Here is a 24560-nt window from a genome sequence, read left to right as displayed (position 1 = left end):
TCGATAGTCCATAGTAGAGCCAGATGTGTGCGTTCGTAGGAAATCGCTTGGTTAGTTTGCTAACATATTGATCCATACAATAGTCCATGGTCTATAGTCCATAGTAGAACCAGATGTGTGCGTTCGTAGGAAATCGCTTGGTTAGTGTACTGTGCTAACTTACTTGCTTCAGCTATGGTCTATGGTCCATGGACTATGGACTATGGACTATGGACCATGGTCCATCGACCATGCACTCAACCCCGCACCAGATCACCATCCTTATAAATCGGCAGTACGTCGGCTCCGTCTGGGGTTACACAGTACTCCAGGTCTGATTCGAGTCCGTAAGAAGCTAGTCTGTGCCAGTGGGTGGTTCTGCGGATAAAACTTTTCATATCATGTTGATGCAGGCCATACATATCGGCGGCCATCAGACTGCTATCGCAATGTATGGTGAAGTGATCTTTGATCTGGTGTATTACCGCACCGGCAAACATGGCATCTTCCAGGTTAAACCGGTCTTTCCAGGCTGAACAGCCGAGAATAACATTTTTCTGTTGTGCTAACAGGTGCCTGCAGACTGCAGAAATATTGGGAAATGAGCCGGTAATTACTTCTGAAGCACCTTTATTAAGTGCCATATGTAATAGTTTGGTGCCATTGGTGGTGGTAAGTACCAATGTTTTACCTTCTATAAATGATCTCGGGTATTCGGCAGGCGAATTGCCATGTTCCAGACCGGGAATTATTTTTCCATCTCTTTCACCGGCTGTTATACCTCCTGTTTTCTCTCCAATCGCAATGCACTTTTCAACAGTATCTACAGGAATAATTCGCTCTGCCCCATTATACAAGGCAGTAGCAATGGTTGATGTTGCCCTGAATACATCAATAATAACAACTACACTATCCGATACATCATAAATATCCAATAACCTTGGAGAGAGTATGGTATATAAACTAGGTTTTACTTTCATCGGGTGCAAATATAGTAATTGGTGAAGGGAAAAATAGCTTCAAGCTGCAAGCTACAAGCTACAAGCCTTGATGGGTGCTTATTATAGACTTTCTGCTTTTATTGGAATAATGAAGGGGGAGAAAATTTAAAGCCAGTTACTTAAAGAAATATTTGGTTGCAGTAAATGCACTATCTGTTATTAATAGAACACAGATTATCATGATTTTCAAGATCTATCATGAGAAAGTTTGAAAGTCATGATAAAGCTTTGATACCCTATGGACCATGGTCTATGGCCTATGAACCAAACACCATAAGCCAAAAATGGGCCAGCCTGGAAAAGCCGGCCGTACAGAAGAAAGGCTACATTTCTTTTTTAGGGGTTATGATTAATATCTCGTGGACATGGATTTCTGTAACCGACCTTTTTACACCAGTTTTGTCGATATAGGCCCTGTTCACCAGTTTGCCGTCTACTGCAACATGTATTCCTTTAGTGAGGAATTTCTCTGCGAACTCCGCCAACTTACCCCATGCTACTATTGAATGCCATTGGGTATCTGATACTTTCGCCCCATTGGCATCCTTATAATTTTCTTTTGTTGCCAAACTCATATTGGCCACTTTCCGTTCACCTTCCAGCACTTTTATATCGGGCGACTGACCAAGATGACCAATCAACTGAACTTTGTTTTTGATCATATTCATAATGCAGATTTTTTCGATTTAGTTACAACGAATATCAATCTGATCATTACTTTAAGCCGGAACATATCCGGTTATTTCCGATTGAAATCTTTTTTGCAGGGAGGGTAGTTTTAATTCAGGTAGAAATACAGGTTAAACAGTTGTATAACTACTGCATTTGCGAAAACAGTGGTCTGGTAAATGGGAAACTGTTTGTATTCCATTTATTTTCAATTGCAATAAAATGAAGACTATGTTAGCCGAAGAAAAGCAGTGTTTATCCTGCAAGCAGCGCATAATAGGCAGAACCGATAAAAAATTTTGTGACGACTATTGCAGAAGCGCATTCAATAATAAAAAACACCGTGCAGAAAAAGGACTGATTCGTCGTGTTAACCATTTATTGTTGAAAAACAGACGCATACTCAAATCCTGTCTGAATGATGCTAATGAACCAGTTACCATAATGCGTTACGATTTATCTTCCCGGGGATTTCAATTCAATTATTTCACCCATACACTAATCACTAAAGATGGGAAAAAACTCATCTGCTGTTATGACCATGCTTATCTGGCATCTGCTCAAGAGGCAATACTCGTAGTTAGTCTTTCTGAAAAAACCAAGTGGTTCTTTATTCCTTATACCGAATACGAACAGGTATAATTTGTGCACCAGTCGTATCAATTTTTTTGATGGCGGCCTTACTTAGGCCAATTATATGTCCTGTTGTTAAAGGGCCCCGATCTATGATTTTTACTGTTACAGACGCACCGGTTTCCGTATTGGTAACCACCACTTTACTTCCATACTTCAGCGTTCTGTGTGCTCCTGTATATTTTAAACTATCGTATTTATTGCCACTCGCTGTTGGCAGACCCTGTAGCTGATCTGAAACCATCACTGCCTGACCAATTTCAACACCAATACTACCAATATGTTCTATACCGGGAGCTGCATGCTGCCTTGGTTTACAAGCCATAAATAACAGAAAGCATGCGAACAAACTATATCGTAGAGGGGTTAGCACGATGTTTAAAAATACGGTTTATATTTATTTTCCTATTGAATACCCTTGAAACCAGATTGAATCTGGCTTTTATCCAATAAAAAAGCTGTGACAATAATGCCACAGCTTTTTAAAAAACATTGTATTTAACTATACAAAAGGAAATTTAACCAGTTTAGCTTTTACCAGTGTATTCCTGATATCAATATAAATCTCCGTATCAATTGCCGCAAAAGCAGTATTCACGTAACCTAGTCCAATTGCCTTATTCAGCGATGGAGCCTGTGTACCAGAAGTAACTTTTCCGATTGTATTACCCGCTGCGTCTTTTATCAGGTAATCGTGTCGGGGTATACCACGCTCAATCATTTCAAAACCTACCAGTTTGCGGGTAATTCCTTCCGCCTTTTGTTTTTCCAATATTGGTCTGGCAGTAAAATCTTTTGTGAATTTGGTGATCCAACCCAGTCCACCTTCCAGTGGGGATGTTGTATCATCGATATCATTACCATATAAACAATAACCCATTTCAAGACGAAGCGTATCTCTTGCGCCTAAACCAATTGGTTTCAATCCTTGTGGGGTACCGATTTCAAAAATGGCATTCCAGATTTTATCAGCGGCACCATTTATGTCTTCAAAATATATTTCAACGCCACCTGCACCAGTATAACCTGTTGCACTTACCAGTACATTTTCTACCCCTGCAAAAGTTCCTTTAGCAAAAGTGTAATACTTCAGGTTCATGATATCCATATCAGTGAGTGGCTGAAGCATTTTGGTTGCAGAAGGACCTTGTATGGCCAGCAGACAGGTTTTATCGCTGATATTATGCATTTCAACCTGCTCTGTATTAAAACGACTGATCCAGTTCCAGTCTTTCTCAATATTTGATGCATTAACCACCAGCATATAAACGCTGTTCTCTTCTATACAATACACAATCAGGTCATCTACTATACCTCCTTGTTCATTTGGCAAACAACTGTATTGGGCTTTGCCTTTGGTTAACTTGGAAGCATCATTGGAAGTAACACGTTGAATCAGGTCGAGGGCTTTATCGCCTTTAAGGATAAACTCACCCATATGACTCACATCAAATACACCGGCGTTTTTGCGAACGGCTGCATGTTCATCGTTGATTCCTGAGTAACTGATGGGCATGTTATAGCCTGCGAATTCGGCCATTTTTGCTCCTAAGGCAATGTGTTTTTCGGTGAAGGGTGTATTTTTCATCTGATTATTTTTAATTGATTTTCGTCAGATGGAATTTGCCAAAAACATTACAGTGGGTGTAACGATATTGCTATGGCTCATTTTATCTGCTTATTTTATCGTGGCGCAAAAATAAGCGAAAGGAGCATGAGCACATAAAATGTTTTAAATTCCTTCCTTGCTCCGGATTTAAATCCAGAGCAAGGAAGGAATGATTGGAGGACTATTTGAATGCGGGTGCTACACAATAGGCGTGACTGGATCCACAAAGCAGGAATACCCGCTCACCTTTCTGGGTGAGTTCTTTTACAATGGTAACCAGTTGCCGGTTTCGGATATCATTTGAAATTGCCATCATTTCCGCCAGGTAACCGGGCAATGTATATTCATCAGAAGTTTCGCGCCAATCGGGTGACGTAGGAAAATATTTTTTCCAGATACGGTCAATATCTGCAACCGATTTAATACTGTCTGATAACCCAAGGTAGGCAGCTCGTTTAAAGTATGGTTGAATAAATTTTTCGGGTGAGTCAGGTTTACCAAATCGTAGATTACCAAAATAGGGATTGAGGATCTGTTGCAACGCAATTTGTTCCCGGGTAAAATAATGTTGAAGTGAATCAGCAAGGGCTTGCTTCGACAGATCCCAGTTCATGATTTTGATACCGTCTTTATGTGCAAGCGCCTTCAACATTCCTCCCTCCCCTAATTCTTTTACAGGATCCATAAAGGGTGGTAATAAAAAACCAAGTCGGCCTTCAACTAATGCAATGGTTGGCTTAAAATCGTACCAAAGGTTTTCCATTTGCACGATCTGTACTGATTTAGGATCTTTTGTATGGGTGGCCCCGAATATGATATATGATTTCCCTTTCAACAGATAAGGCCGCTCATGCTCACCGGTATATTGTAAAAAAGGAACTATGGAATCTGCTGTATTATAAGTGGATTGCGGTATATAATACCTGGGTGATTTCCAGGACAGCAGGTACACGATAGAGAGTACCAGTACGATGATGAAAATCAGTCGTAATAATATTTTTTTCATACAGATGATTTATGGTGACATGGTTTCAACCATATTCACCGGTTTTAGATGCCGGTTGCAAGTGGGTCTATCATCCGAAAGCAATAAATATCTTAGTGTAGTTTCGCCTCGCTATTGTATAAGGTAGCTTTCAATTTATCTGTGAGGTCTTTCATCCGTTCAAATGCTGTTTCGCTGTTCTCATCTTTATTGAACCTGATTTTCAATCGGCCCGAACGTAGTTTAACATAAACGCGTGTATCGTCTTCCAATGAAATAGTGCCTTGCAGATCACGTGGCTCAAATTCATTATTTGTATCAAGCAAGTCATCGATGGCTCTCGCTACCTGAGATGTTTTAGAGCGGCTAAAACTTGCTTCTATTCTGTAAATATGTCTACTATCCTGCACCTTAAATGAAGTTCTGCCATTATTTGTATATTCTGCATTATAACGGATACATCCAGTTAGTAACATAATACAGATTGCGATGGCGACAGTGTATTTCATTTTCATCTGTTTTCTTTTATTGATTTTGGCCACAACAGGTGTCTATAAGGACACTTCTTTTATCAATAAGCAGTTGCGGCAATAATGTTTTAAGGGTCAGATTTAGTGCTGTTTGTTTTTTAAAATGAGAAGGGAAGAACCCCATCGTGAGAACAGGACGGGGTTCTTTTTTCCCAACTTCAACCTTCTTTAATAAACCATTTGCATCATCAGTAACCTGGAAGCTTCAATAGGCATCTGGTTGTCTGATTTGTGCTCATTATCCGCTTTTATTTCAGCATCATTCATTGCTGTTGCTTTTTTGTAGCGGTAACGGGTTGTATCAACTGGTTTTTCTAATTCTTTTTTCAGCTCATCAGCTTCACGCTTCTTGCGCTCATATTCTTTCTGTAATTCTTCTTTGCTTTTTTTATACTGCTCAATTGCATCATTATCTGTATCTGACTCAGTTTTACGCTCCTTCTCTCTTGCAATATCTTCTTTGCTTTTTATTCTTTCCAATCCGCCCAGTGTCATTACATATTCAACATTCGAGTTCCAGTCTTCATTATTGCTGTTCCATTCTTCATCCCATTCCCAGTCGTAACCATTTCCAACATGGAACCAGTTAAGGTTACGGGATACAGTTCTATCAACAAGGATTCTTTTGCCAACTGGTACCTGTATGGTTAACTGTACACCCTGGTTACGGAATTTGGTTCCCTTTTTCAGCGCAAAGCCACGGTCTAACAATATGGTACTATCAGATTGGTTGATGCTGTAAGATATTTCATGAATATTCCTCACAGCCGCTCCTTCATCTCTTCCACTGCTGTATTTATAAGAATAGATATGGTAGGCTGAATCAGGACTTTTCACGATACGCAGGCGTACATTATTCAGGAAAAGACTATCGTCGTTCATACTCACTATACCATCCATTTTAAACCAGCGACCATACACTTTTACTTTACTATCCGGCACTTTAACGGTGAGTTTACCAGTAGAAGGCTGTACGATTGTGTACTCGTGTTTTTCACGGGCGGTTGCATCAAAATTGCGAACAATAGAATAAGTAAGGATACCACCACATATCAAACCAATAACCCACAATCCGGCGAATGTAAATCCGAGGTAACGATTACCAGATTTAACACCCATGATGCGACGGATAAGCCAGGTAATAAATGCTACTACAGGAACACCAAGGAATAATAAGAGTGTTGTCCAGGCCAGGAAGTTCTGCGTAAACCCTTCGAGGAAAAAGTTTTTCAAAGGAAATACACCAACACCTGCAACCATAAAGGCAATCAATGTTACCAATAAAGCGAATGCCAGTATACCTGCGATAAAAAGGAAGAAAGCTTTAAACAGGATCGCGATTATGCCTCCCAGTCTTCTTCCACCTCTTCTGATAGCAGAACCTGCTTCAGCTCCGGCCTGTTTACCTTTTTGTCCAACAGTTTGACCAAACTCCTGTCCAAATTGCTGTGCTTTATCTTTGAATTCACCACCCCATTTTTCGGCACGGCTTTTAAATCCTTCGAGGTCTTCCTGTATGGTATTTTTAATAGTATGCAGGTCTACTTTTTCACCGCGCATTTCCAGTTTTTCTGAAGCACTTTTTGCTTCAGGAATTACTGCCCACAATACTGCATACACTACAAACAATGTACCTCCAAAAGATCCGAATATGATACCGGGGAATGGATCAACATCCATCCAGAAAGCGCCCCTGAAAATGGAAGTAATGATACCAAGTACCAACGGGAAAGCGAAAATGAGACGTGGTACCCATACTGCTATATTGAAGTATGAAGCAATACCACTGGCTACACCAGCCACCACTTTTTCTTCCGGGTTACGGTATAATCTTTTGGTAGAAGATACTCCTTCCAGTGGTCTGGAAGGAAGTATGATCCAAAATAGTATATACAGCAGGATACCGGAACCTCCCATAAAAGTTATGAGGGCGAATACCAATCGTACAATGGTAGGATCGATACGGAGATAGTTAGCCAGTCCTCCGCAAACACCACCTATAATTTTTTCATTATCATCACGGTATAATCTACCGCGAGGAGATGCTTCAGTTGATGCAGTATTGGTATAGGTATATGTTTTCTCTTCACCGCCTAATTGCGATTTCACATTTGTCTCTTCGCCTTCAAAGTCTTCCGGACGGCCCATGCTATTAATGATACCAGTCACCGCATCATCGGTAATACAGGTAGCACCTTTTTTCAGGATATCGCCAAAAAGTTCAGCAATACGACCTTCAATATCATTGATGATCTCGTCACGTCCCTCCTCATTAGCAAAGAACTTTCTCAAACTTTCCACATACTGCTTCAGCATGTCGTAGGCAGACTCCTCAATGGGAATTACCCTGCCCTGGAAGTTTATATTGATTACCTTTTTCATTTTCTGTTCAGTTTTGTTGGTTAAGGTTGGGTTGGATTTTCTTCGTGTTCCGTTCCGGCCGGTGGCTGGGTTAATGCATGTACCGCATCTGCCAGTTCCTGCCAGGTTCTTTCAAGTTCATTGTAGAACTCTAAGCCCTTATCGGTCATCACGAAATATTTACGGGGCGGTCCACTGTTACTTTCCACCCAACGATAGGTCAGTAAACCTGCATTTTTCAATCTTGTCAACAGCGGGTATAATGTACCTTCCAGGATGTGCAGGTTAGCAGCTTTCATTCGGTCCACGATATCACTGGGGTAAACTTCACCCTGCCTGATGATGGATAAAATGCAAAACTCCAATACACCCTTTCGCATCTGACTTTGTGTGTTCTGAATGTCCATAGCCGGAGTTTTTATTGTTCCCTTACTATTCGGGGGGTAAGCAGAACAATGATGATAAATATTATTTGCTTGATTATTTTTTATTAGGCAACCAGGTGTCTTCTTACGATCCTTGTTCTGCGGTTGCGTTGCATCTTCCAGTAATCAACGGCACCAAATACATTTTTGTTGTTGATGTTGATTCCCATTGCCACAGTTTCTTTTACTTCTTTGGTCAGGTTGTTCAGTTGCTCCTGTCCCAGTTGTTTGAAGAAGTTTGTGTTTTGCGTGTTCATGATTCTTTATTTAAAGTGTTTTCAATTTTGGTTTCCTGAAGGCTTTGGTTTTTTCCCCTTGCTTTCATAACACAAAGATGGGGACTTTTTTGGTACTATGCAACACATAGTACCAAGTTTTTTTAGGTAATGGGCAGAACTTAATAACTGGCAAAACTTATATTATTGATTATCAGTTATTTATAAAATTACTAGGAATTATAAATGGGATGAATGGCTCTATTTCATGAGAAACGGCGATTCCTTACATTTCCCTTCAAACGCTCAAAAAAAATCTAAAAAAATTTATCGTTTTTGTACGATAAGAGAAAAAATAGTATTTACTTTGTCTTATCGTACAAAAACGATAAAGATGGCAACTCCTAAAACAGCAGCATTCGCAAAAAAGGAACAGGACCTTGCGGCATTTGCCAAAGCACTTGCGCACCCTGCCCGCATAGCTATATTAAAAGTGCTTGCACAAAAGAATGCATGCATCTGCGGGGAAATCGTAGAAGTATTACCCCTTGCACAATCTACCGTATCGCAACACCTGAAAGAATTAAAAGAAGCAGGATTGATTGATGGTACCATAGATGGTCCAAGAAGCTGTTATTGCATAAACTGGAAAGCATTTGAAAAATTCAACACAGAATTTACCTCCCTATTTCATAAACTGAAAGATCAGCAAGCTAAATCATGCTGTTAGCGTTCATCACTGTATGCAGGGCACTGAACTCATACAGTAATGGCCGCGAACAGTTTTTATCATCATAAAAACAAAAACAATGCAAACAGAAACAGCCTTAAAGGCACTCGTAAAAGAAAAGTATGGCGAAATCGCCGATCAATCGCGCACCGATAATGCAGCTTCCTGCTGTGGTTCAGGTTGCTGCAGTACAGAAGTATATAATATTATGGCCGACGACTATACCCAGCTTGCAGGTTATAACCCCGACGCAGATTTGGGATTGGGTTGCGGACTACCAACAGAATTTGCAAAGATTCAAAAAGGCAATACGGTAATAGACCTGGGTAGCGGTGCAGGAAACGATTGTTTTATTGCAAGAGCCATTACCGGTGAATCAGGAAAAGTAATCGGCATCGACTTTACCGAAAGAATGATTGAAAAAGCAAGAGAAAATGCAGAGAAACTTGGCTTTAATAATGTAGAGTTCCGTTTGGGTGATATTGAGAACATGCCCGTGTCGGCAAATGTTGCAGACGTTGTAGTTAGTAATTGTGTGCTAAATCTGGTTCCAAACAAATTCAACGTACTGAAAGATGTATATCGTGTATTAAAGCCTGGTGGACATTTCAGCATATCAGATATTGTACTCGAGGGGGAACTTCCTGCCAAACTTAGAGAAGCTGCAGAAATGTATGCCGGTTGTGTATCTGGTGCTATTCAGAAAAATGTTTACCTGGAACTGATTGAAGCAACTGGTTTTAAAAATATTACGGTACAAAAAGAAAAAAGCATCCTGCTGCCAGATGATATTCTCCGTAATTATTTTTCTGAGGAAGAAATACATTCATTCAGAAACAGCACTGCTGGTATTTATAGTATAACCGTGTACGCAGAAAAACCTTTAACCGAAGAAGCTCCCTGTTGTGCGCCGGGCTGCTGCAACTAAAACCATTTCAGATGAAGAAAAAACTCCTGTTTGTTTGTGTGGAGAACAGTAACCGTAGCCAGATGAGTCAGGCTTTTGCCACCATTTATGGAGGAGAAAATATTGAATCCTTCAGTGCCGGCAGCAAGCCCAGTGGTGTTGTAAATCCGAAAGCTATTGCTGCAATGAAAGAACTGGGTTACGACCTTAGCACGCACGACAGTAAATCGCTGGAAGAGGTAAAAGCTTATGCTCCTTTTGATGCGGTGGTTACAATGGGTTGCGGAGATGCTTGTCCATGGATGCCCGCCAAACAATTCATCGACTGGCAGATACCAGATCCCAAACACATGGAACCAGAAGAGTTTAATAAGGTCAGGGACTTCATAGCTGAGAAAGTAAAAACACTTATCGACTCCCTTTAAACAAAGGCATAAGTGGAGTAGTATGGAACACAGATTATCATGATTTTCAAGATTTATCATGACAGATCATGAAAATCATGATAATCCGTGTTCTATTTATACGCTTACATCATTCTTCCTCAACTCGATGGCTTAATTGCTAAGACTAATTTTCTTTTTCCACCTTCCCTTTTCCGAGAATCGCTTCAATAATAGAAGTTACAAATGATACAAGGAGGCTGAAAAATAATGCAGCAACCCAGCCATCTACTGTGAATCCTGGCACCAGCGATGCGGCCCACTTTACAATAATAATGTTGATTACAAACAGAAACAGTCCCAGTGTAAAAATGGTAATCGGTATCGTAAGCAGAATAAGTACAGGCTTAATAAAACTATTTAGTAATCCCATCACGATTGCTACCAATACTGCCGTTAGTGGATCCTGCACATGAATACCCCTGAGGATATATGCTGCCAGCAATATGGCCAATGTGCTTGCTATGGTTTTTGATAAGAAACGTTCCATATAATTAAGATACGTTTCAAATTAGTATTTATTTTTTTTACCACCGCATTTCCAAACATTTTTAACAGCATTTATTACAATGCTGAAATACTATACCACTACCAGTTCATAAAACTGTTCCGGATTAAGATGTTGCTGTGCAAGATTTTGCAACTCTTCACTGCTTACATTTCGAATGGTATCTATGCTGTTATAGAAATATTTTTCATCCAGTCCGTTAAGGATATATGTTTTCCATCTGCTGATGATTTGAAATGGGCCATCCAGATCACCCAATAGTGAACCAATCATGTAGTTACGCACCAGGTTAAGCTCTTCCTGATCGATTGGTTCGTTTTTTAATTTTTCCATTTCATTGTACACTTCTGTAATAGTAGCTTCACACACATCTCTTCCAGCCTCTGTACTAATCATCCATGCACTATGGTGAATATGATTCTGGAAATAACTATGTATACCATAAGTATAGCCTTTGTCTTCCCGTATATTACTCATCAAACGCGATCCAAAAAAGCCGCCAAAAATATTGTTCAGCACCTGCACCTTCGGGAAATCGGGATGGTGTCTGTTAAAAAATGGCTGCGCAATTCTGATGGCCCCCTGAACGCCTTCCGCATCATTAATAATGCGGTATTTTTTTTCATCGGCTGGCTCCATCGCATGTGTTACTGCCGGTAGTTCTTTGCTATTTAATGGCAAACTACCAAATACTTTATTCAGTGTTTCATCGAGCTTATCCGGTAATTTACCTGCGGCGAATATTTTACAGGTACCATGTTTATAAAACTGGTTATAATAAGCTATTAGTTCTTCTCTTTGTAAAGCATCATAATCAACCGTAGATGTATATTTTCCATAAGGATGATGAAACCCAAAAACATATTCGTCGATAAGTCTGTTGGCAACAAAATCACATTTTTTCAGGTTTACCTGTAATCGTTGTTTTTGGTTTTGTTTACAGATTGCCAGTTCTTCTTCCGGAAAAATACTTTCGGTAATTATTTCTGCTACAACAGGGAGTAACTCGTGCAGGTGTTTAGTTAAACAATGAAGCGTAATTGTGGCGGTTTCATTGTAACAGCTACGGTTAAGGTAAGCCCCATAGAACTCAAAATACTCATTGATGGAAAAAGCATTACGGGAAGCTGTACCATTTTTCAATAAAAAATTGGTAGTGCCCGCAACAATATTCTTCGACTCATACCAGTTACCTGCATAAAACACCCATTCAACCATCACCACATCCTGTGCGCCTGCGTGCACTGTGTATACTGGTGTTTGGTTATCGAGTACATATCGATCACAGGGTTTTAGTGATAAGTTAAAAGATACTGCATCTGTTATAGGTGGAGCAATGGTTCTATTGATCATAGCTGAAATTCACGATTCATGGTTGCCGATAAGCAACCGGTTAATTGATTAATTCGCACGGTAGAACAAAGTATTACTGTTCTCTTCCTTAAAAATCTTTTTACTATACGCCAGAATATCATCTACCGTAATTGCCTGGTATTTCTGGAGTTCGGTATTCATCATTTCGGCATCACCTAATAATTCATATAATGCAAGGCTATTAGCCCTGCTCATAATACTCATATCTTCAAAGGCAATAACGCTTTCTGTTTTGTTTTTTACTTTTTGCAATTCCTGTTCACTGATAGCGGTCGATTGAATATTACTGATTTCAGTATCAACAGCAGCAGCAGCATCTTCAATTTTTACACCTTTCACCAGTTTGCCTTCAATCGCCAATAAACCTGCATCAATACTTCCGAAATGGTAGCAATCCAGATTAGAGAACAATTGTTTTTCTTTTACAAGCGATTGATACAAACGAGATGAACCACCCCCACCCAATATTTCTGATATTACATCGGCTGCATAATATCCTTTTTCGAGTCTTGCATCTATATGCCATGTTTTAACAAATGCATCCAATGGCACAGCAGCAGAAACATCCAGTTTACGTGCAGCAGTTTGTATAGGTTCTTGTGGCAGATTACGTTCGTATTTTTCACCCATTGGTATATCACCAAACCATTTTTCTGCAAGTCGTTTCACCAGTTCAGTGGTAACATGACCCGTAACTACCAATATGGCATTTATTGGTCGGTAATGTTTGAAAAAGAAATGTTTTACATCGTCAATATGTGCCTGTTCAACATGACTCAACTCCTTTCCTATTGTCATCCAGCGATAAGGATGCGTAGTGTAAGCCAGTTCGCGCATTTTGTGCCAAACATCTCCATAGGGTTTATTGAGGTAATGCTCTTTGAATTCTTCGCATACAACCTTCCTTTGTACATCCAGGCTTTTTTTACTGAAAGCCAGACTCAACATGCGGTCGCTTTCGAGCCAGAAAGCGGTTTCAATATTTTCAGCAGGTACCTGACAATAATAATTGGTAAGGTCGTTGGTAGTATAGGCATTGTTTTCACCACCTGCTCTTTGCAGTGGTTCGTCATAATCGGGAATATTGATACTTCCACCAAACATCAGGTGTTCAAAAAGGTGGGCGAATCCTGTTTTATTTGGGTTTTCATCCCTTGCGCCTACATCGTACAGTAAGTTAACCACCGCCATCGGGGTAGAATGGTCTTCATGTACCAAAACGCGTAATCCATTATCCAGCACAAACCGGTCATATGTTATCATAGTAGCAATTGAATCTGCGAATTTAGGTGAAAAGCAGGTTTTAGTAAGCTTTGAGACCTTTCCAATTCAGGCTGCAAAAGCACGTATTTCCCAAAAACGCAAATGATTCAGCGGTTTCGGCGGATATCCTTAATGACCATATTCAGGATCATGGGTTTCTGCTCCCGGAAAATGATCACCCGAACTTTACCGATTGAATTCTGGAACAGTGTTTTATAGGTCTGTATGTTTTTGGTATAATTATTTTCCACGGAGAAAATTATATCCCCTGGCTGGAAACCAGCTTTATCGCCCGGTGAGCCTTTGATGATATCGATAACCCTTATCTCTCCATTTATCAGGTAGATACCCAGTCCGGTATAAGAGTAGTCGAAGCTTTCGGGATAATGGTTATTGGGTTTTATATAAATGGACCGATCGGGATAATTCAATATTACATTGAAACGACGCATGATATCGTTACCAATTAATCCGCCCTGTTTCGGATAGGAAGTTACATTGTACTCATCATCGAAAATATGTACGGGAACATTCCTGAATTTATAGGGACCAAGTTTTATCTCTTTTGCTATGGTTATGTCCATCATTTTTTTTCCTCCCAAACCTTCTGCCTGTGTTGGGTAAAATTTTCGTTTTCGCTTAAACACCAAACTATCTTCCACGAACTCTTTAGACAACAAAAAGGTTAAACCTGCGCCTGTATCGAAAATAAACCGGGCATTTATTTCTCTTTCATCCCTTATTGTGGCGGCCTGAAAAGGAAGGGTAGAAAAATCAGGATGGAGCATATAGCCACCTTTAGGATAACGGAAACTGCCCGGGCTATATACTTCTACAACCTGCCGGTCGTAATCAAGATGAACAATAAATCTCCTTAAGAAACTAAATCCGATAATGCCATCTATTTTCAAACCATATACACTGGTTAATAGTTCATAATCATTGATATGAAAATCTAATTTCTCAACATCGAGTCCGGGCAATTTTAATGTGTGGTTGTAAGCAAATTCAACCCGTTTAATACCTGCTATACCCCTGATTGTTTTATCGCTTAGTTCTTTTTTTAATCCAAGGTATTCCAGTGTCAGTGAATCTAATGAAATACCACCGCTGCCTGTATCGAAAACAAAATTCAGCGTATCGGGGTGATTGTCTATTTGGGCCTTGATGATAACGATACCGCCGCTTAGCTGTACAAAAGGAAAACGGGTAAGTAGTTTTGCTTCTGGCAATACAAACTCCTCCTGAGCCAAACCCGGGGTGCATACACAGAAGAGCCCCATAAAAAGGATAGCAATCGGTAATCGTTTCATGCAGATTGAAAATAACCCCATTTGGTGATTAGTGCCCGCTTTTTTTAGATAAATCAAGGCTTAAAATGACCAACGGTTTTGTGAATGACAACCGAATCAGGTTTTTTGATGCAGCAGTTATTATTATCGGGGGAATTGGCTGCAGGCTTCAGGCCGCAAGCTGCAGGCCCCTATTTTATACTATAGTAGCAGATAGCCTATAACAAGCACCAACTAAAGCTTGTAGCTTGCCGCCTGCAGCCTGCAGCCCAAATCTCCGAACAACAATGATGCAACAATAATCAATCTGTTCATCCTACCTTTGCAGTTCAAACGAAATTTCTTCTCCATGCAGCTAGCAGATTTGTACCAACGGGCATTGAATTTTGAGTTTTTGAGTATTGAAGAAGGTATGTTTCTTTTTGAGCAGGCTCCGCTTACTGAATTGATGCATGTTGCCGATGAACTCAGAAAAAAACAGGTTCCGCACGGAAAAGTAACCTGGCAGATAGATCGAAATGTAAATACTACTAATGTTTGTATAGCGAATTGCAAATTTTGCAATTTCTACCGGATACCAGGCCATGCGGAAGCCTATATCACCGATATGCCTACTTACCGCAAAAAAATTGAGGAAACCCTTAAATATGGTGGCGATCAGTTATTGTTACAAGGAGGGCACCATCCTGAACTTGGACTTGATTTTTATACCAATACTTTCCGCCAGATCAAGCAGGAATACCCGCATTTAAAATTGCATGCACTTGGCCCACCCGAAGTAGCCCATATCTGTAAATTGGAGAAAATGAGTCACCATGAAGTGCTCAAAGCCTTACAGGAAGCCGGGCTCGACTCATTACCAGGTGCTGGTGCAGAAATACTGGTAGACAGGGTAAGAAGACTGATTTCAAAAGGAAAATGTGGGGCAGATGAGTGGTTGGATATAATGCATGAGGCCCATAAATTGAATATAACTACCAGTGCCACTATGATGTTTGGTCATGTGGAAACCCTGGAAGAGCGCTTTATTCACCTAACCCGGATCAGGGAGGTTCAAAGCCGCAAACCTGCTGAAGCAAATGGGTTTCTGGCTTTTATCCCCTGGACTTTCCAGGATGTAGATACCCTTTTAACACGAATCAGGGGGGTACATAACCTTACCACTACTGATGAATATATCCGGATGATTGCCATCAGCCGCATTATGTTACCCAATGTAAAAAACATACAGGCTAGCTGGCTTACAGTAGGTAAACAAACCGCCCAGATATGCCTGCATGCCGGAGCAAACGACTTTGGTTCTATTATGATTGAAGAAAACGTGGTTAGTGCCGCAGGCGCCCCCCACCGTTTTACCTATAAAACCATGCAGGATGCCATTCGCGAAGCCGGTTTCGAGCCCCAATTAAGAGGCCAGCAATACAACTGGCGCGAAATCCCGGAAAGCATTCAGGAGCAGGTGATAGATTATTGAGTGTGAATGGTCAATGGTGAATTGTCAATGGGGAATGGTCAATAGTGATATAATCTATTCACCATAAGCTATTGACAATTCACCATTGACCATTCACATTTTTAACTTCATTTAACGTAAAATCCTTTCTTTTTACCAAACCAGTATATACCTTTATATTTCCTAAACCTGTTTATGAAAAAAAGATACCTGTTTTTGCCTGTTACAGCTACTGTGATGCTGTTTGCGGCTGGGTATATTACCGAAAGCCACAATAACAAAAAGATCTGTGAAGCCAGCAAAAACTGCCCATTAAAGCAGAAAAAGCAGACTGTAAAGCCACAGGGAAGCAGTCCGGACGAGATTCACTTTGGGGGTTTAAACCGTTTAATCGTCTCAACTTTCCGATAATCATTGATCCTGCGCCAGAAACGCAGGATTTTTTTTCTTTGCACTGTAACAAAAATCTTCCCGGCCCGTATAACTACATACAAGGCAATCATTTGAATTATCGCTGCTGTTTATGACCGAGCAAGAGTATAATAACTGTGTAAACCAATACGCCGATAACGTATACCGCTTCATAGTGAAGAATCTTCGCCATGAAGAAGATGCCCGGGATATTGTACAAACTGCCTTTGAAAAACTCTGGCGCAACCGGGAAATGGTAGAGAACAGCAAATCGAAATCCTACCTGTTTACGGTGGCCTATAACCAGATGATCGACCATATCCGGAAAGTAAAAAGGATACAGTTAAAAGATGAGTTCCAGGAAGACGGCAGATCGGAACAAGCTGGCAGCAATAAGCAAAATGTAAAGAAAATATTGATGGAGGCATTAAACAGACTGAATGAAACACAAAGAAGTCTGGTTATGCTGAAAGACTATGAAGGTTACAGCTACGAAGAAATTGGTAAGATCATGGATTTGAATGAGAGTCAGGTAAAAGTTTATCTTCACCGTGCGCGACTCACCCTTCGTAACTACCTGGTTAGTCCGGAAAATGTTTTATAAATTTTATTGAATAAAAAATGATTCAAATCAACAGACATAACTACGAGGAATTTTTCCTGCTCTATGTAGACAGGGAACTCTCTCCTGCTGCAGTAACGGCTGTTGAACAGTTTATAAAAGACAATCCCGATCTGGCAGATGAGTTAACAGCGTTACAACAGACAACACTTCCATCAGATGATGCACTGGTATTTGATAAAACCAGTTTATTCAGGAACGCCGAAAATGAAATAAGCTTAGAAAACAGTAAAGAGCAGTTTTTGCTTTATGTGGATGATGAACTGACACCTGCCGAACGTCAATCAGTTGAAACATTTGTATTACAGCACCCTTCTTTGCAAGAAAGTTTTGTACAGTTAAAACAAACTAAACTTCCGGCTGAACATATTCCTTTTCCGGATAAACAGCTTTTATATAAAACCGAATCCGACAGAAAGCCAGTTATTTATATGCGCTGGATGAGAATGGTGGCCGCGGCCGCTGTAATTGCTTTCGGATTCTTCCTCTGGGATTTTAGTGGCAGTACTAATATTCAGGCTAATGGTGAAGAAGCTTTGGCCGCAATTCCGAAAAACAACAGTAATACCATTACAACCAATCCATCTGGTGAAGCATCTGGTGAATTAATGAAAAGCCAAATAACTTCAACTGAAATAGCCAGTAAGCAAAATAATGATGTTATTGTGTCAGCGGCTACTTTACCAGTTAACAATGGCATCCAAATTGCACCAAAAGACTTACAGGCAAATAATACAAAATTTGTAGGCACTATTCAACCTGATGTAGACTTGAGAACCAAACCTGAACTGATCATTGAAAAACAAAATACCATTTCATCAGATGATATAGTGAAACCAAGCATCAACACAAAAAACCTGCAGGAAATGGTTGCCAATGCTGCAATTACAGAACGCGAAATGATGAAAATTGCTGCACCAGAATTAGAAGAACCCATGGATAAAGAAGTATTAGCACAGCAGGTGGTTTACAGAGAACTCGATACTGAAACAGATAGTAATAACAAAAGTTTGCTCATTGGTTCAGTTGAAATAAATAAGGATAAACTAAGAGGCTTTTTCCGCAAAGCAGCCAGTATTTTTAAAAGTAAAAAATCGGAAGAGGCCCAAACTTCAGGCTCAAATCCTACCCGATCGTTAAAATAAAAGAGTAAAGCACAATCATATGAAACGTTTAGCAATTGTAACAGCAGCGTTCCTGTTATCAGCACCGCTGTTTGCCCAAACCGACAGTACCGGTAGTAATGAAGACACCGTGAAAGTGGGCAATTTTATTATCATCAAGAAGAACAAAGACGGCAACACCAATTCCAGCACAGATAAAAAAGGAATCTGGAAAGATTGGGACAGAAATTTTGATATCCGTATCGAACGCAGAAGCAGAACCAACAGAAATGTAAGCACCAATTGGTGGATCATGGACCTTGGCTTTACAAATTTCCGTGATCAAACAGACTACAGCTATGCGCAGGCAGGCAGTTATTTCAGAACTTTCCGTCCGGCAGATGGTGCCGTTAACCAGAATAGTTTTAAACTAAATACGGGCAAATCAACCAACGTGAATATCTGGTTCTTCATGCAAAAAGTAAATGTTTTGAAGCATGTTGTAAACCTGAAATATGGACTGGGTTTAGAGATGTACAATTTCCGGTACGATTCACGCCTCAGTTACCGTAAAGATGCCAATCCGTATGTTTACAATGACTCCATTTCATTCTCCAAGAATAAATTATACGCTGGTTACTTAACCGTACCCTTCATGATCAATATCAATACTTCACCGAATAACAGAAGAGGATTTAGTTTCAGCGCTGGTATGAGTGCCGGTTACCTCATCAGTAGCAGAAACAAACAAAAAAGCAGCGAGCGCGGAAAACAAAAATCACCGGGCGACTTTAACCTCGAACCATTTCGTGTAGCAGCTATTGGTGAAGTAGGATTAGGCCCAGTACGCCTCTATGGAAGTTATAGTATCAACAAATTACACAAAGACATCACCAGACTTGAGCAGTTCCCTTATGCGGTTGGTATCAGGTTTAGTAGATGGTGAGTTTGAGTCGATAGCTTCTGGCTTCAAGCTTCAAGCTGCAAGCTACAAGCCTTGATGGGTGCTTATTATAGACTTTCTGCTATTAATGGAATAATAGAGGGGAGAAAATTTAAAGGCAGTTCCTTAAAGATATATTTGGTTACCGCAAATGCACTAGCTGTTATTAATAGAACACGGATCTTCATGATATATCATGAAGATCCGTGTTCCGTCATACGCGACACCTACAGCTAGCCGTTAAAAAATGATAAGGCATAGAATTAGAGGATATAATCTCCTCCAATTCTATGCCTTATTTCTTTAGAATGATTTCTATACCTCCAACTCAAGCAGCCAGAAGCTAGCAGCTAGTAGCTCAAAGCAACATCTCGTTAACATAAAATACATTAACCAAAACTTTTGTCAATTAACCAGGATACAACACTTCCTGATGCAGCGGAATTCTAGTTTCGGGTTCAAACCAAAAACCTATTTGTATGAAACCCCTTATCTATGCGCCCTGCCTCCTCGCTATTTTAATTGGTGGTACATCTTTCAGAAGCACACATCGACTCGTAACATCAAACGCTACTAAAAACACGTATTACATCCTGGTAGTAAAAACAAAGTACCAGATGAAAGTGTACGATTCAACCGGAGAATGTCTTGCAACCTACCCTGTTGTTTTTGGCAACAAAGACATGGGAGATAAAATGATGCAGGGCGACCGTCGTACACCCGAGGGAACATTTAAAATCTGTTATAAAAGAAAGCACGAAAAATGGAGCCGATTTTTATTGATCGATTATCCCAATGCGGAAAGTGTGGCAAAATTTAACCAGCGCAAGGCAGCCGGCATCATTCCCGCCAACGCTCAAATTGGCGGAAGCATTGGCATACATGGAACTTGGCCCAATGAAGATTTCGCAGTAGATGGCTTACAGAATTGGACAGAAGGTTGCATCAGCACCAAAAACATATACGTAGAAGAAATTTTCGATGTACTGCCTGTCGGTACGAGAATAGAAATCAGAAGGTGAGTCCATAGACCATAGACCATGGACTATGGTCTATGGACTATATTCTACCAGCCAACCTTCCCCAGAAAGCAACTAATACAATAAGCAATCATTTGCTTAACTTAAGCAACCAAAACAACGCTTATGCATCCAAACAGATTGGCTATTGTAGCCTGCTTATGCTTTTGTTTATTCAATAATATCAAGGCGCAGACAGGAAAATTCTCTGATGATTTTTCATCAAACAAAGGATGGAAATTCAGCAATGAACAAGATGCCGATTCTGCAGAAATGATTTTTACAGATGGTAGTCTGATCGTAAAAAATAAATACAAGCAAAACAGACGGGTAATTATTGAATACACCCCAACAGGATCATCAGTAGATTTTCGCAATGATGATGAATGGGACTGCACCGTAAAACTCAGGCATATTGCTGGTCCGAATAATATGGAATATGGTGTTTGTCTTGGAGGAGTGCAAGGAAAAAAAATGGAAGATGGGCTCAATATTGGCGTAAGCGGAAATGGTTATTATAAATTGAGTTCATGGAGCAATAAAAGGATGCTGGAAATAAAACCCTGGACCAGGTACTCCCTTATGAAAACCAATGAAGGCGAGGTAAACGAATTGAATATTATTTGCAGGCCTTACAGTAATTTATACCTGCGTATTAACAACGGATGGGCATTCCTTGGTAAAAAAGGGTACCAGGGACAAAATTCCTTTTTTATTTATGTAGACGGCGGACAAACCATTGCAATTGATGAGCTTACGGTATTCAGTTTTAAAAGCCTCTCAAATAAACTACAAAAGCATAATATTGAAGATTTCATAAACGTTTGCCAGCAGGCAGTAAATAATTTCGCCTTCGCAAAAGGGTTTGAATCGCAGGGAAACTTTAAAACCTGGTTGGCCCCTATTACCATCAGTAACCGGGAATACCTGATTCAGTCGAAAAAAGGAGGCATTTTTCCTGAGAACGTAAAAGACACCAGCAGCCAGAGATATATCTATACCATACCACAGTATTATTCAGATAACCAGTTAAACTTTCTGGAAGATGAAAAAAAGAAGCTGACGGGAATTATTGAAAATGGTATGGATAAATTTGAAAAAAAGGAGCTGTCGGCTCAGGGTAAAAAAACCACCTGGTATTTTTATAAGGGTGAAAAACTACCCGATCATACCATTGCATGGATTGAAGAATACAAAGAAGGCGAGAAAAACTACCTGGTGGTAAATGTTATAAATGCACCAGATATTGCTTTTTTTTGAGAAAATTAGGTTATTTATTTAGAAAATAACTCATTACAGAGGTCCATTTTCCCCTTTCTCGCTTAAAAAGGCTTTCGTGTCCGCTTTGCAGGTATTTGATCATAACCTTATCATGACTGGCAATATTGCCGAAAATGGTGTTGGTTTCATCTTCGGTTACCCGCTTATCTCCTGCCCCCCATTGTAACAACACCGGACAATTTACTTTAAGGGCATAATTAGCAGGTTTATGGTTAAAGGCCCAGGAGCCGAGTTCTATTCCACCCCAAAAAGTTAAAAGGGTACTTAATGGCTCAGCAGGCAAACCCATGGTTTTCATACGGCCCTGTACCGCACTATGTAAAGAGCCAAAAGGCATTTCAAGGATAAGCTTATCTGGTTTAATCCCAAATTCATCAATTGCTTTTAAAGCAGTTGCTGCTCCCATGGAAATACCCCATATAATGATATTTTTTTCTCCTTTAGATTTTATATAATCGTAGACCGCTTTAACATCTTTCGATTCATAAATACCGATTGAAGTAGTATTACCCTCACTATTTCCATGCGCCCTGAAATCGGTTAGCATTACCTGGTAACCCATTTCATATAATTTTCTGGCTTCCGCTATGATACCGCTTTTACTGCCTGCATGCCCATGAAACATCAGAATGGTGCCTTTTGCTGAATCTTTCGGAGCAAACCAGCTTTCGAGCCGAACACTATCAATTGTTTTAAGTAATACAGTATCATGTGGAATGCCTAGCGTGTCAACCACTTTACTTTTAGGATAACGTATACCAAATACGATGGCCTTAAGTTTTTCGCCCCCACTCATCTGTTCCGGTTTTTTTACCGGCGATGCATCAGTATAAAAATGGGTAAACTTATATGCATGAAATGCGGCAATCAGATTAATGAGTAATAATAATACCAATAAGGTATAACCAACTCTTTTGAGCCATTTAGTTAGCATAACCACTATTTATATTATCAGTTGATCATAGCTGATCCGAAATAAGATACTAAGGCCTTGGGAACACGGATACCTTCAACTGACTGATGATTTTCCAATAAACAAGCCACTATTCTTGGTAAAGCCAGTGAGCTTCCATTAAGGGAATGGGCCAGTTGCATTTTTCCACTGGCATCTTTATACCGGCATTTTAAACGGTTAGTCTGATAGTTTTCGAAATTACTTACGCTACTTACTTCTAACCAACGTTCCTGTGCAGCACTAAAAACTTCGAAATCATAAGTAATTGCACTTGCAAAACCCATATCTCCACCGCATAATCTTAAAATACGATAAGGCAATTCTAATGTTTGTAATAACTTTTCAACATGTAGTACCATTTCTTCAAGTGCAGCATGACTCTTTTCTGGTTCTACAAGCTGGATTATTTCAACTTTCTCAAATTGATGTAAACGATTCAACCCTCTCACATCTTTTCCATAACTACCCGCTTCTCTTCTAAAGCAGGGAGAATAGGCAGTCATTTTCACGGGAAAATCTTCTTCCTTTAAAATAACATCGCGGTAAACATTGGTAACTGGAACTTCTGCGGTAGGAATCATATAAAAATCGTCTTCCGGCATATAATACATCTGTCCTTCTTTATCAGGCAATTGACCCGTACCCATTGCTGAGGCCGCATTTACCATAAATGGAGGCAGGTATTCTGTATAACCTGCTGCAGTATTATAATCGAGGAAATACTGTATTAAGGCACGTTGCAATTTTGCACCCTTACCTATATATACGGGGAAGCCACTGCCAGTAATTTTATTACCCAGTTCAAAGTCGATCAGGTTATATTTTTTGGTAAGGTCCCAGTGAGGTTGTGCCCCTTCAAACAAAGCAGGTTTTTCACCACCTTCCCTTACAACGATATTTTCTTCCGGACTGCGTCCTTCAGGAACTTCAGCCGTAGGCAAGTTGGGTAATTGAAGGAGTGTATCGAGCAGGGTTTGCTCAATAGTAGCCATTTGAGATTTTATGGGTTCCAGATTGGTTTTCAACCCGGCCACTTCTGCTTTGAGCGCTTCGGCTGCATCTTTATTTCCCTGGGCCATCAGTTTCCCGATTTCTTTGGAAGCAGCATTAATCTTAGCCTGTGTATTATCGAAATCGAGTTGTAATTTCTTGCGCTCATCATCTAACCCAATAATGGTATCTACCAATTCAGGTTGCTTAAAATGCTTTACTGCCAGTCTTTTTTTAACTTCTTCCGGGTTCGCCTTCAGAACACTCACTTGTAACATAGAGATCTATTTGCAGCAAAGATAAAGGCTAAAGGCTGATGAAGAAAGGCTTTGAGCCTATACCTTTGCAGCATGCAATATATAAGTGATGATCTCCAACAACGTTGGTGGGCTTTAGAGGCAGAACTGGTAGATCGTTTTGGTAAAAAACCTGATCTGGAAGCAGTTTTATTTTTAATTGGCATGCAGGAAACCGGTTTTATCCGTGAAAAAATCACTAAGGAGCAGAAACAGGATCTTATGCATGTAGCAGTATGCACTGTTTTGGCACAAAGTGGTTATTATATATTAGAAGGAAACGATGCCGATGGATGGCCCCATTTTAAACAGGTAAAGGAATTACCTCCGATGCCATTACCGGAACAGGAGAATTTTATTAAGGACCATGTTTTGTTGTATTTCCAGTCTATGGATCATAAACCATAGACCATAGTCCATGGACAATAGACCATTGACAATAGAACATGGAACATAGGCAATAAACCATGGACCATGGACTATGGACCATGGACTATATCAGGAATAAATTTTCCATGTTCGGGAATTAATCAATATTTGCATCAGCAAAATCCATGGTTCAT

At 40.0% G+C, this 24560-nt stretch carries 26 protein-coding genes; 11 read left to right on the top strand and 15 right to left on the bottom strand.

Going from position 1 to position 24560, the window contains the following annotated elements; all coding sequences use genetic code 11:
• Positions 1-236: 236 nt before the first annotated feature.
• Positions 237-959, bottom strand: a complete 723-nt coding sequence (locus ACH30E_RS03630; RefSeq protein ID WP_294988356.1) for a 2-phosphosulfolactate phosphatase — start codon at positions 957-959, stop codon at positions 237-239.
• Positions 960-1303: 344 nt separating this feature from the next.
• On the bottom strand, positions 1304-1648 hold the full coding sequence (locus tag ACH30E_RS03625) for a single-stranded DNA-binding protein (RefSeq protein ID WP_294988358.1): 345 nt from the start codon (positions 1646-1648) through the stop codon (positions 1304-1306).
• Between the two features lie 223 nt (positions 1649-1871).
• Here ACH30E_RS03625 and ACH30E_RS03620 point away from each other — a divergent pair, with 223 nt between their 5' ends.
• Positions 1872-2291 (top strand): hypothetical protein, encoded by a 420-nt coding sequence (locus ACH30E_RS03620; RefSeq protein WP_490838978.1) that lies wholly within the window; start codon positions 1872-1874, stop codon positions 2289-2291.
• Here ACH30E_RS03620 and ACH30E_RS03615 read toward each other — a convergent pair.
• The 7 genes from ACH30E_RS03615 to ACH30E_RS03585 all read right to left on the bottom strand — a co-directional run bounded on the left by ACH30E_RS03615 (position 2260) and on the right by ACH30E_RS03585 (position 8449).
• Positions 2260-2607 carry a septal ring lytic transglycosylase RlpA family protein gene (locus ACH30E_RS03615; protein WP_294988365.1) on the bottom strand — a complete coding sequence of 116 codons (348 nt, stop codon included), beginning with the start codon at positions 2605-2607 and terminating at the stop codon, positions 2260-2262. The genes ACH30E_RS03620 and ACH30E_RS03615 overlap by 32 nt on opposite strands.
• A gap of 177 nt (positions 2608-2784) precedes the next feature.
• On the bottom strand, positions 2785-3870 hold the full coding sequence (gcvT, locus tag ACH30E_RS03610) for a glycine cleavage system aminomethyltransferase GcvT (RefSeq protein ID WP_294988367.1): 1086 nt from the start codon (positions 3868-3870) through the stop codon (positions 2785-2787).
• 202 nt (positions 3871-4072) lie between these two features.
• A complete protein-coding gene (locus ACH30E_RS03605; RefSeq protein WP_294988369.1) occupies positions 4073-4897 on the bottom strand; it encodes a hypothetical protein in 825 nt (274 codons plus the stop codon).
• Between the two features lie 92 nt (positions 4898-4989).
• Positions 4990-5385 (bottom strand): hypothetical protein, encoded by a 396-nt coding sequence (locus ACH30E_RS03600; protein WP_294988371.1) that lies wholly within the window; start codon positions 5383-5385, stop codon positions 4990-4992.
• A gap of 189 nt (positions 5386-5574) precedes the next feature.
• Positions 5575-7788 (bottom strand): PspC domain-containing protein, encoded by a 2214-nt coding sequence (locus tag ACH30E_RS03595; protein ID WP_294988373.1) that lies wholly within the window; start codon positions 7786-7788, stop codon positions 5575-5577.
• Between the two features lie 20 nt (positions 7789-7808).
• Positions 7809-8174 (bottom strand): PadR family transcriptional regulator, encoded by a 366-nt coding sequence (locus ACH30E_RS03590; RefSeq protein WP_294988375.1) that lies wholly within the window; start codon positions 8172-8174, stop codon positions 7809-7811.
• 83 nt (positions 8175-8257) lie between these two features.
• On the bottom strand, positions 8258-8449 hold the full coding sequence (locus ACH30E_RS03585) for a hypothetical protein (protein WP_294988377.1): 192 nt from the start codon (positions 8447-8449) through the stop codon (positions 8258-8260).
• A gap of 352 nt (positions 8450-8801) precedes the next feature.
• Here ACH30E_RS03585 and ACH30E_RS03580 point away from each other — a divergent pair, with 352 nt between their 5' ends.
• The 3 genes from ACH30E_RS03580 to ACH30E_RS03570 all read left to right on the top strand — a co-directional run bounded on the left by ACH30E_RS03580 (position 8802) and on the right by ACH30E_RS03570 (position 10469).
• A complete protein-coding gene (locus tag ACH30E_RS03580) occupies positions 8802-9137 on the top strand; it encodes an ArsR/SmtB family transcription factor (RefSeq protein WP_294988379.1) in 336 nt (111 codons plus the stop codon).
• Between the two features lie 79 nt (positions 9138-9216).
• Complete coding sequence (locus ACH30E_RS03575) at positions 9217-10065, top strand: arsenite methyltransferase (protein WP_294988381.1); 849 nt, start codon at positions 9217-9219, stop codon at positions 10063-10065.
• An 11-nt stretch (positions 10066-10076) separates the two neighbouring features.
• Entirely contained in the window at positions 10077-10469 is a 393-nt protein-coding gene (locus tag ACH30E_RS03570) for an arsenate reductase ArsC (protein ID WP_490823667.1), read from the top strand.
• A gap of 145 nt (positions 10470-10614) precedes the next feature.
• On the opposite strand, the gene ACH30E_RS03565 is transcribed toward ACH30E_RS03570, so the two are convergent.
• From ACH30E_RS03565 to ACH30E_RS03550, 4 genes are all read right to left on the bottom strand, one after another.
• A complete protein-coding gene (locus ACH30E_RS03565; protein WP_294988386.1) occupies positions 10615-10977 on the bottom strand; it encodes a phage holin family protein in 363 nt (120 codons plus the stop codon).
• 90 nt (positions 10978-11067) lie between these two features.
• Positions 11068-12348 (bottom strand): M16 family metallopeptidase, encoded by a 1281-nt coding sequence (locus ACH30E_RS03560; protein ID WP_490823666.1) that lies wholly within the window; start codon positions 12346-12348, stop codon positions 11068-11070.
• Between the two features lie 48 nt (positions 12349-12396).
• Complete coding sequence (locus ACH30E_RS03555; protein ID WP_294988392.1) at positions 12397-13632, bottom strand: M16 family metallopeptidase; 1236 nt, start codon at positions 13630-13632, stop codon at positions 12397-12399.
• 107 nt (positions 13633-13739) lie between these two features.
• Positions 13740-14945 carry an aspartyl protease family protein gene (locus ACH30E_RS03550; protein WP_294988395.1) on the bottom strand — a complete coding sequence of 402 codons (1206 nt, stop codon included), beginning with the start codon at positions 14943-14945 and terminating at the stop codon, positions 13740-13742.
• A 328-nt stretch (positions 14946-15273) separates the two neighbouring features.
• On the opposite strand from ACH30E_RS03550, the gene mqnC reads away from it, so the two are divergent.
• The 6 genes from mqnC to ACH30E_RS03520 all read left to right on the top strand — a co-directional run bounded on the left by mqnC (position 15274) and on the right by ACH30E_RS03520 (position 21735).
• Positions 15274-16398, top strand: a complete 1125-nt coding sequence (gene mqnC / locus ACH30E_RS03545; protein WP_490823665.1) for a cyclic dehypoxanthinyl futalosine synthase — start codon at positions 15274-15276, stop codon at positions 16396-16398.
• Between the two features lie 502 nt (positions 16399-16900).
• Positions 16901-17392, top strand: coding sequence for an RNA polymerase sigma factor (locus ACH30E_RS03540; RefSeq protein ID WP_294988401.1), 492 nt, complete (start codon positions 16901-16903; stop codon positions 17390-17392).
• Positions 17393-17409: 17 nt separating this feature from the next.
• Positions 17410-18555 (top strand): anti-sigma factor family protein, encoded by a 1146-nt coding sequence (locus ACH30E_RS03535; RefSeq protein ID WP_490823664.1) that lies wholly within the window; start codon positions 17410-17412, stop codon positions 18553-18555.
• A gap of 19 nt (positions 18556-18574) precedes the next feature.
• Positions 18575-19459 (top strand): outer membrane beta-barrel protein, encoded by an 885-nt coding sequence (locus ACH30E_RS03530; protein WP_294988407.1) that lies wholly within the window; start codon positions 18575-18577, stop codon positions 19457-19459.
• 476 nt (positions 19460-19935) lie between these two features.
• Entirely contained in the window at positions 19936-20478 is a 543-nt protein-coding gene (locus ACH30E_RS03525; RefSeq protein ID WP_294988410.1) for a L,D-transpeptidase family protein, read from the top strand.
• 123 nt (positions 20479-20601) lie between these two features.
• Positions 20602-21735 (top strand): hypothetical protein, encoded by a 1134-nt coding sequence (locus tag ACH30E_RS03520; RefSeq protein WP_490823663.1) that lies wholly within the window; start codon positions 20602-20604, stop codon positions 21733-21735.
• A gap of 10 nt (positions 21736-21745) precedes the next feature.
• On the opposite strand, the gene ACH30E_RS03515 is transcribed toward ACH30E_RS03520, so the two are convergent.
• Positions 21746-22690: an alpha/beta hydrolase gene (locus tag ACH30E_RS03515; RefSeq protein ID WP_294988416.1), complete on the bottom strand. Its 945-nt coding sequence runs from the start codon at positions 22688-22690 to the stop codon at positions 21746-21748.
• Between the two features lie 17 nt (positions 22691-22707).
• A complete protein-coding gene (gene serS, locus ACH30E_RS03510; protein WP_490823662.1) occupies positions 22708-23979 on the bottom strand; it encodes a serine--tRNA ligase in 1272 nt (423 codons plus the stop codon).
• A 72-nt stretch (positions 23980-24051) separates the two neighbouring features.
• Between serS and ACH30E_RS03505 the strand changes: the two genes are divergently transcribed.
• Positions 24052-24405, top strand: coding sequence for a hypothetical protein (locus ACH30E_RS03505; protein WP_294988422.1), 354 nt, complete (start codon positions 24052-24054; stop codon positions 24403-24405).
• Positions 24406-24560: the final 155 nt, after the last annotated feature.

This window comes from Sediminibacterium sp. FW305-C-61 (assembly GCF_058231065.1).
This window is presented reverse-complemented; position numbering and strand designations above follow the sequence as displayed.

Bases quoted from the DNA above. Each gene is read 5' to 3' on its own strand.
- ACH30E_RS03630 (WP_294988356.1), bottom strand. From the start codon at position 959: ATGAAAGTAAAACCTAGTTTATATACCATACTCTCTCCAAGGTTATTG.
- ACH30E_RS03625 (WP_294988358.1), bottom strand. From the start codon at position 1,648: ATGAATATGATCAAAAACAAAGTTCAGTTGATTGGTCATCTTGGTCAG.
- ACH30E_RS03620 (WP_490838978.1), top strand. From the start codon at position 1,872: ATGAAGACTATGTTAGCCGAAGAAAAGCAGTGTTTATCCTGCAAGCAG.
- ACH30E_RS03615 (WP_294988365.1), bottom strand. From the start codon at position 2,607: ATGGCTTGTAAACCAAGGCAGCATGCAGCTCCCGGTATAGAACATATT.
- gcvT (WP_294988367.1), bottom strand. From the start codon at position 3,870: ATGAAAAATACACCCTTCACCGAAAAACACATTGCCTTAGGAGCAAAA.
- ACH30E_RS03605 (WP_294988369.1), bottom strand. From the start codon at position 4,897: ATGAAAAAAATATTATTACGACTGATTTTCATCATCGTACTGGTACTC.
- ACH30E_RS03600 (WP_294988371.1), bottom strand. From the start codon at position 5,385: ATGAAATACACTGTCGCCATCGCAATCTGTATTATGTTACTAACTGGA.
- ACH30E_RS03595 (WP_294988373.1), bottom strand. From the start codon at position 7,788: ATGAAAAAGGTAATCAATATAAACTTCCAGGGCAGGGTAATTCCCATT.
- ACH30E_RS03590 (WP_294988375.1), bottom strand. From the start codon at position 8,174: ATGGACATTCAGAACACACAAAGTCAGATGCGAAAGGGTGTATTGGAG.
- ACH30E_RS03585 (WP_294988377.1), bottom strand. From the start codon at position 8,449: ATGAACACGCAAAACACAAACTTCTTCAAACAACTGGGACAGGAGCAA.
- ACH30E_RS03580 (WP_294988379.1), top strand. From the start codon at position 8,802: ATGGCAACTCCTAAAACAGCAGCATTCGCAAAAAAGGAACAGGACCTT.
- ACH30E_RS03575 (WP_294988381.1), top strand. From the start codon at position 9,217: ATGCAAACAGAAACAGCCTTAAAGGCACTCGTAAAAGAAAAGTATGGC.
- ACH30E_RS03570 (WP_490823667.1), top strand. From the start codon at position 10,077: ATGAAGAAAAAACTCCTGTTTGTTTGTGTGGAGAACAGTAACCGTAGC.
- ACH30E_RS03565 (WP_294988386.1), bottom strand. From the start codon at position 10,977: ATGGAACGTTTCTTATCAAAAACCATAGCAAGCACATTGGCCATATTG.
- ACH30E_RS03560 (WP_490823666.1), bottom strand. From the start codon at position 12,348: ATGATCAATAGAACCATTGCTCCACCTATAACAGATGCAGTATCTTTT.
- ACH30E_RS03555 (WP_294988392.1), bottom strand. From the start codon at position 13,632: ATGATAACATATGACCGGTTTGTGCTGGATAATGGATTACGCGTTTTG.
- ACH30E_RS03550 (WP_294988395.1), bottom strand. From the start codon at position 14,945: ATGAAACGATTACCGATTGCTATCCTTTTTATGGGGCTCTTCTGTGTA.
- mqnC (WP_490823665.1), top strand. From the start codon at position 15,274: ATGCAGCTAGCAGATTTGTACCAACGGGCATTGAATTTTGAGTTTTTG.
- ACH30E_RS03540 (WP_294988401.1), top strand. From the start codon at position 16,901: ATGACCGAGCAAGAGTATAATAACTGTGTAAACCAATACGCCGATAAC.
- ACH30E_RS03535 (WP_490823664.1), top strand. From the start codon at position 17,410: ATGATTCAAATCAACAGACATAACTACGAGGAATTTTTCCTGCTCTAT.
- ACH30E_RS03530 (WP_294988407.1), top strand. From the start codon at position 18,575: ATGAAACGTTTAGCAATTGTAACAGCAGCGTTCCTGTTATCAGCACCG.
- ACH30E_RS03525 (WP_294988410.1), top strand. From the start codon at position 19,936: ATGAAACCCCTTATCTATGCGCCCTGCCTCCTCGCTATTTTAATTGGT.
- ACH30E_RS03520 (WP_490823663.1), top strand. From the start codon at position 20,602: ATGCATCCAAACAGATTGGCTATTGTAGCCTGCTTATGCTTTTGTTTA.
- ACH30E_RS03515 (WP_294988416.1), bottom strand. From the start codon at position 22,690: ATGCTAACTAAATGGCTCAAAAGAGTTGGTTATACCTTATTGGTATTA.
- serS (WP_490823662.1), bottom strand. From the start codon at position 23,979: ATGTTACAAGTGAGTGTTCTGAAGGCGAACCCGGAAGAAGTTAAAAAA.
- ACH30E_RS03505 (WP_294988422.1), top strand. From the start codon at position 24,052: ATGCAATATATAAGTGATGATCTCCAACAACGTTGGTGGGCTTTAGAG.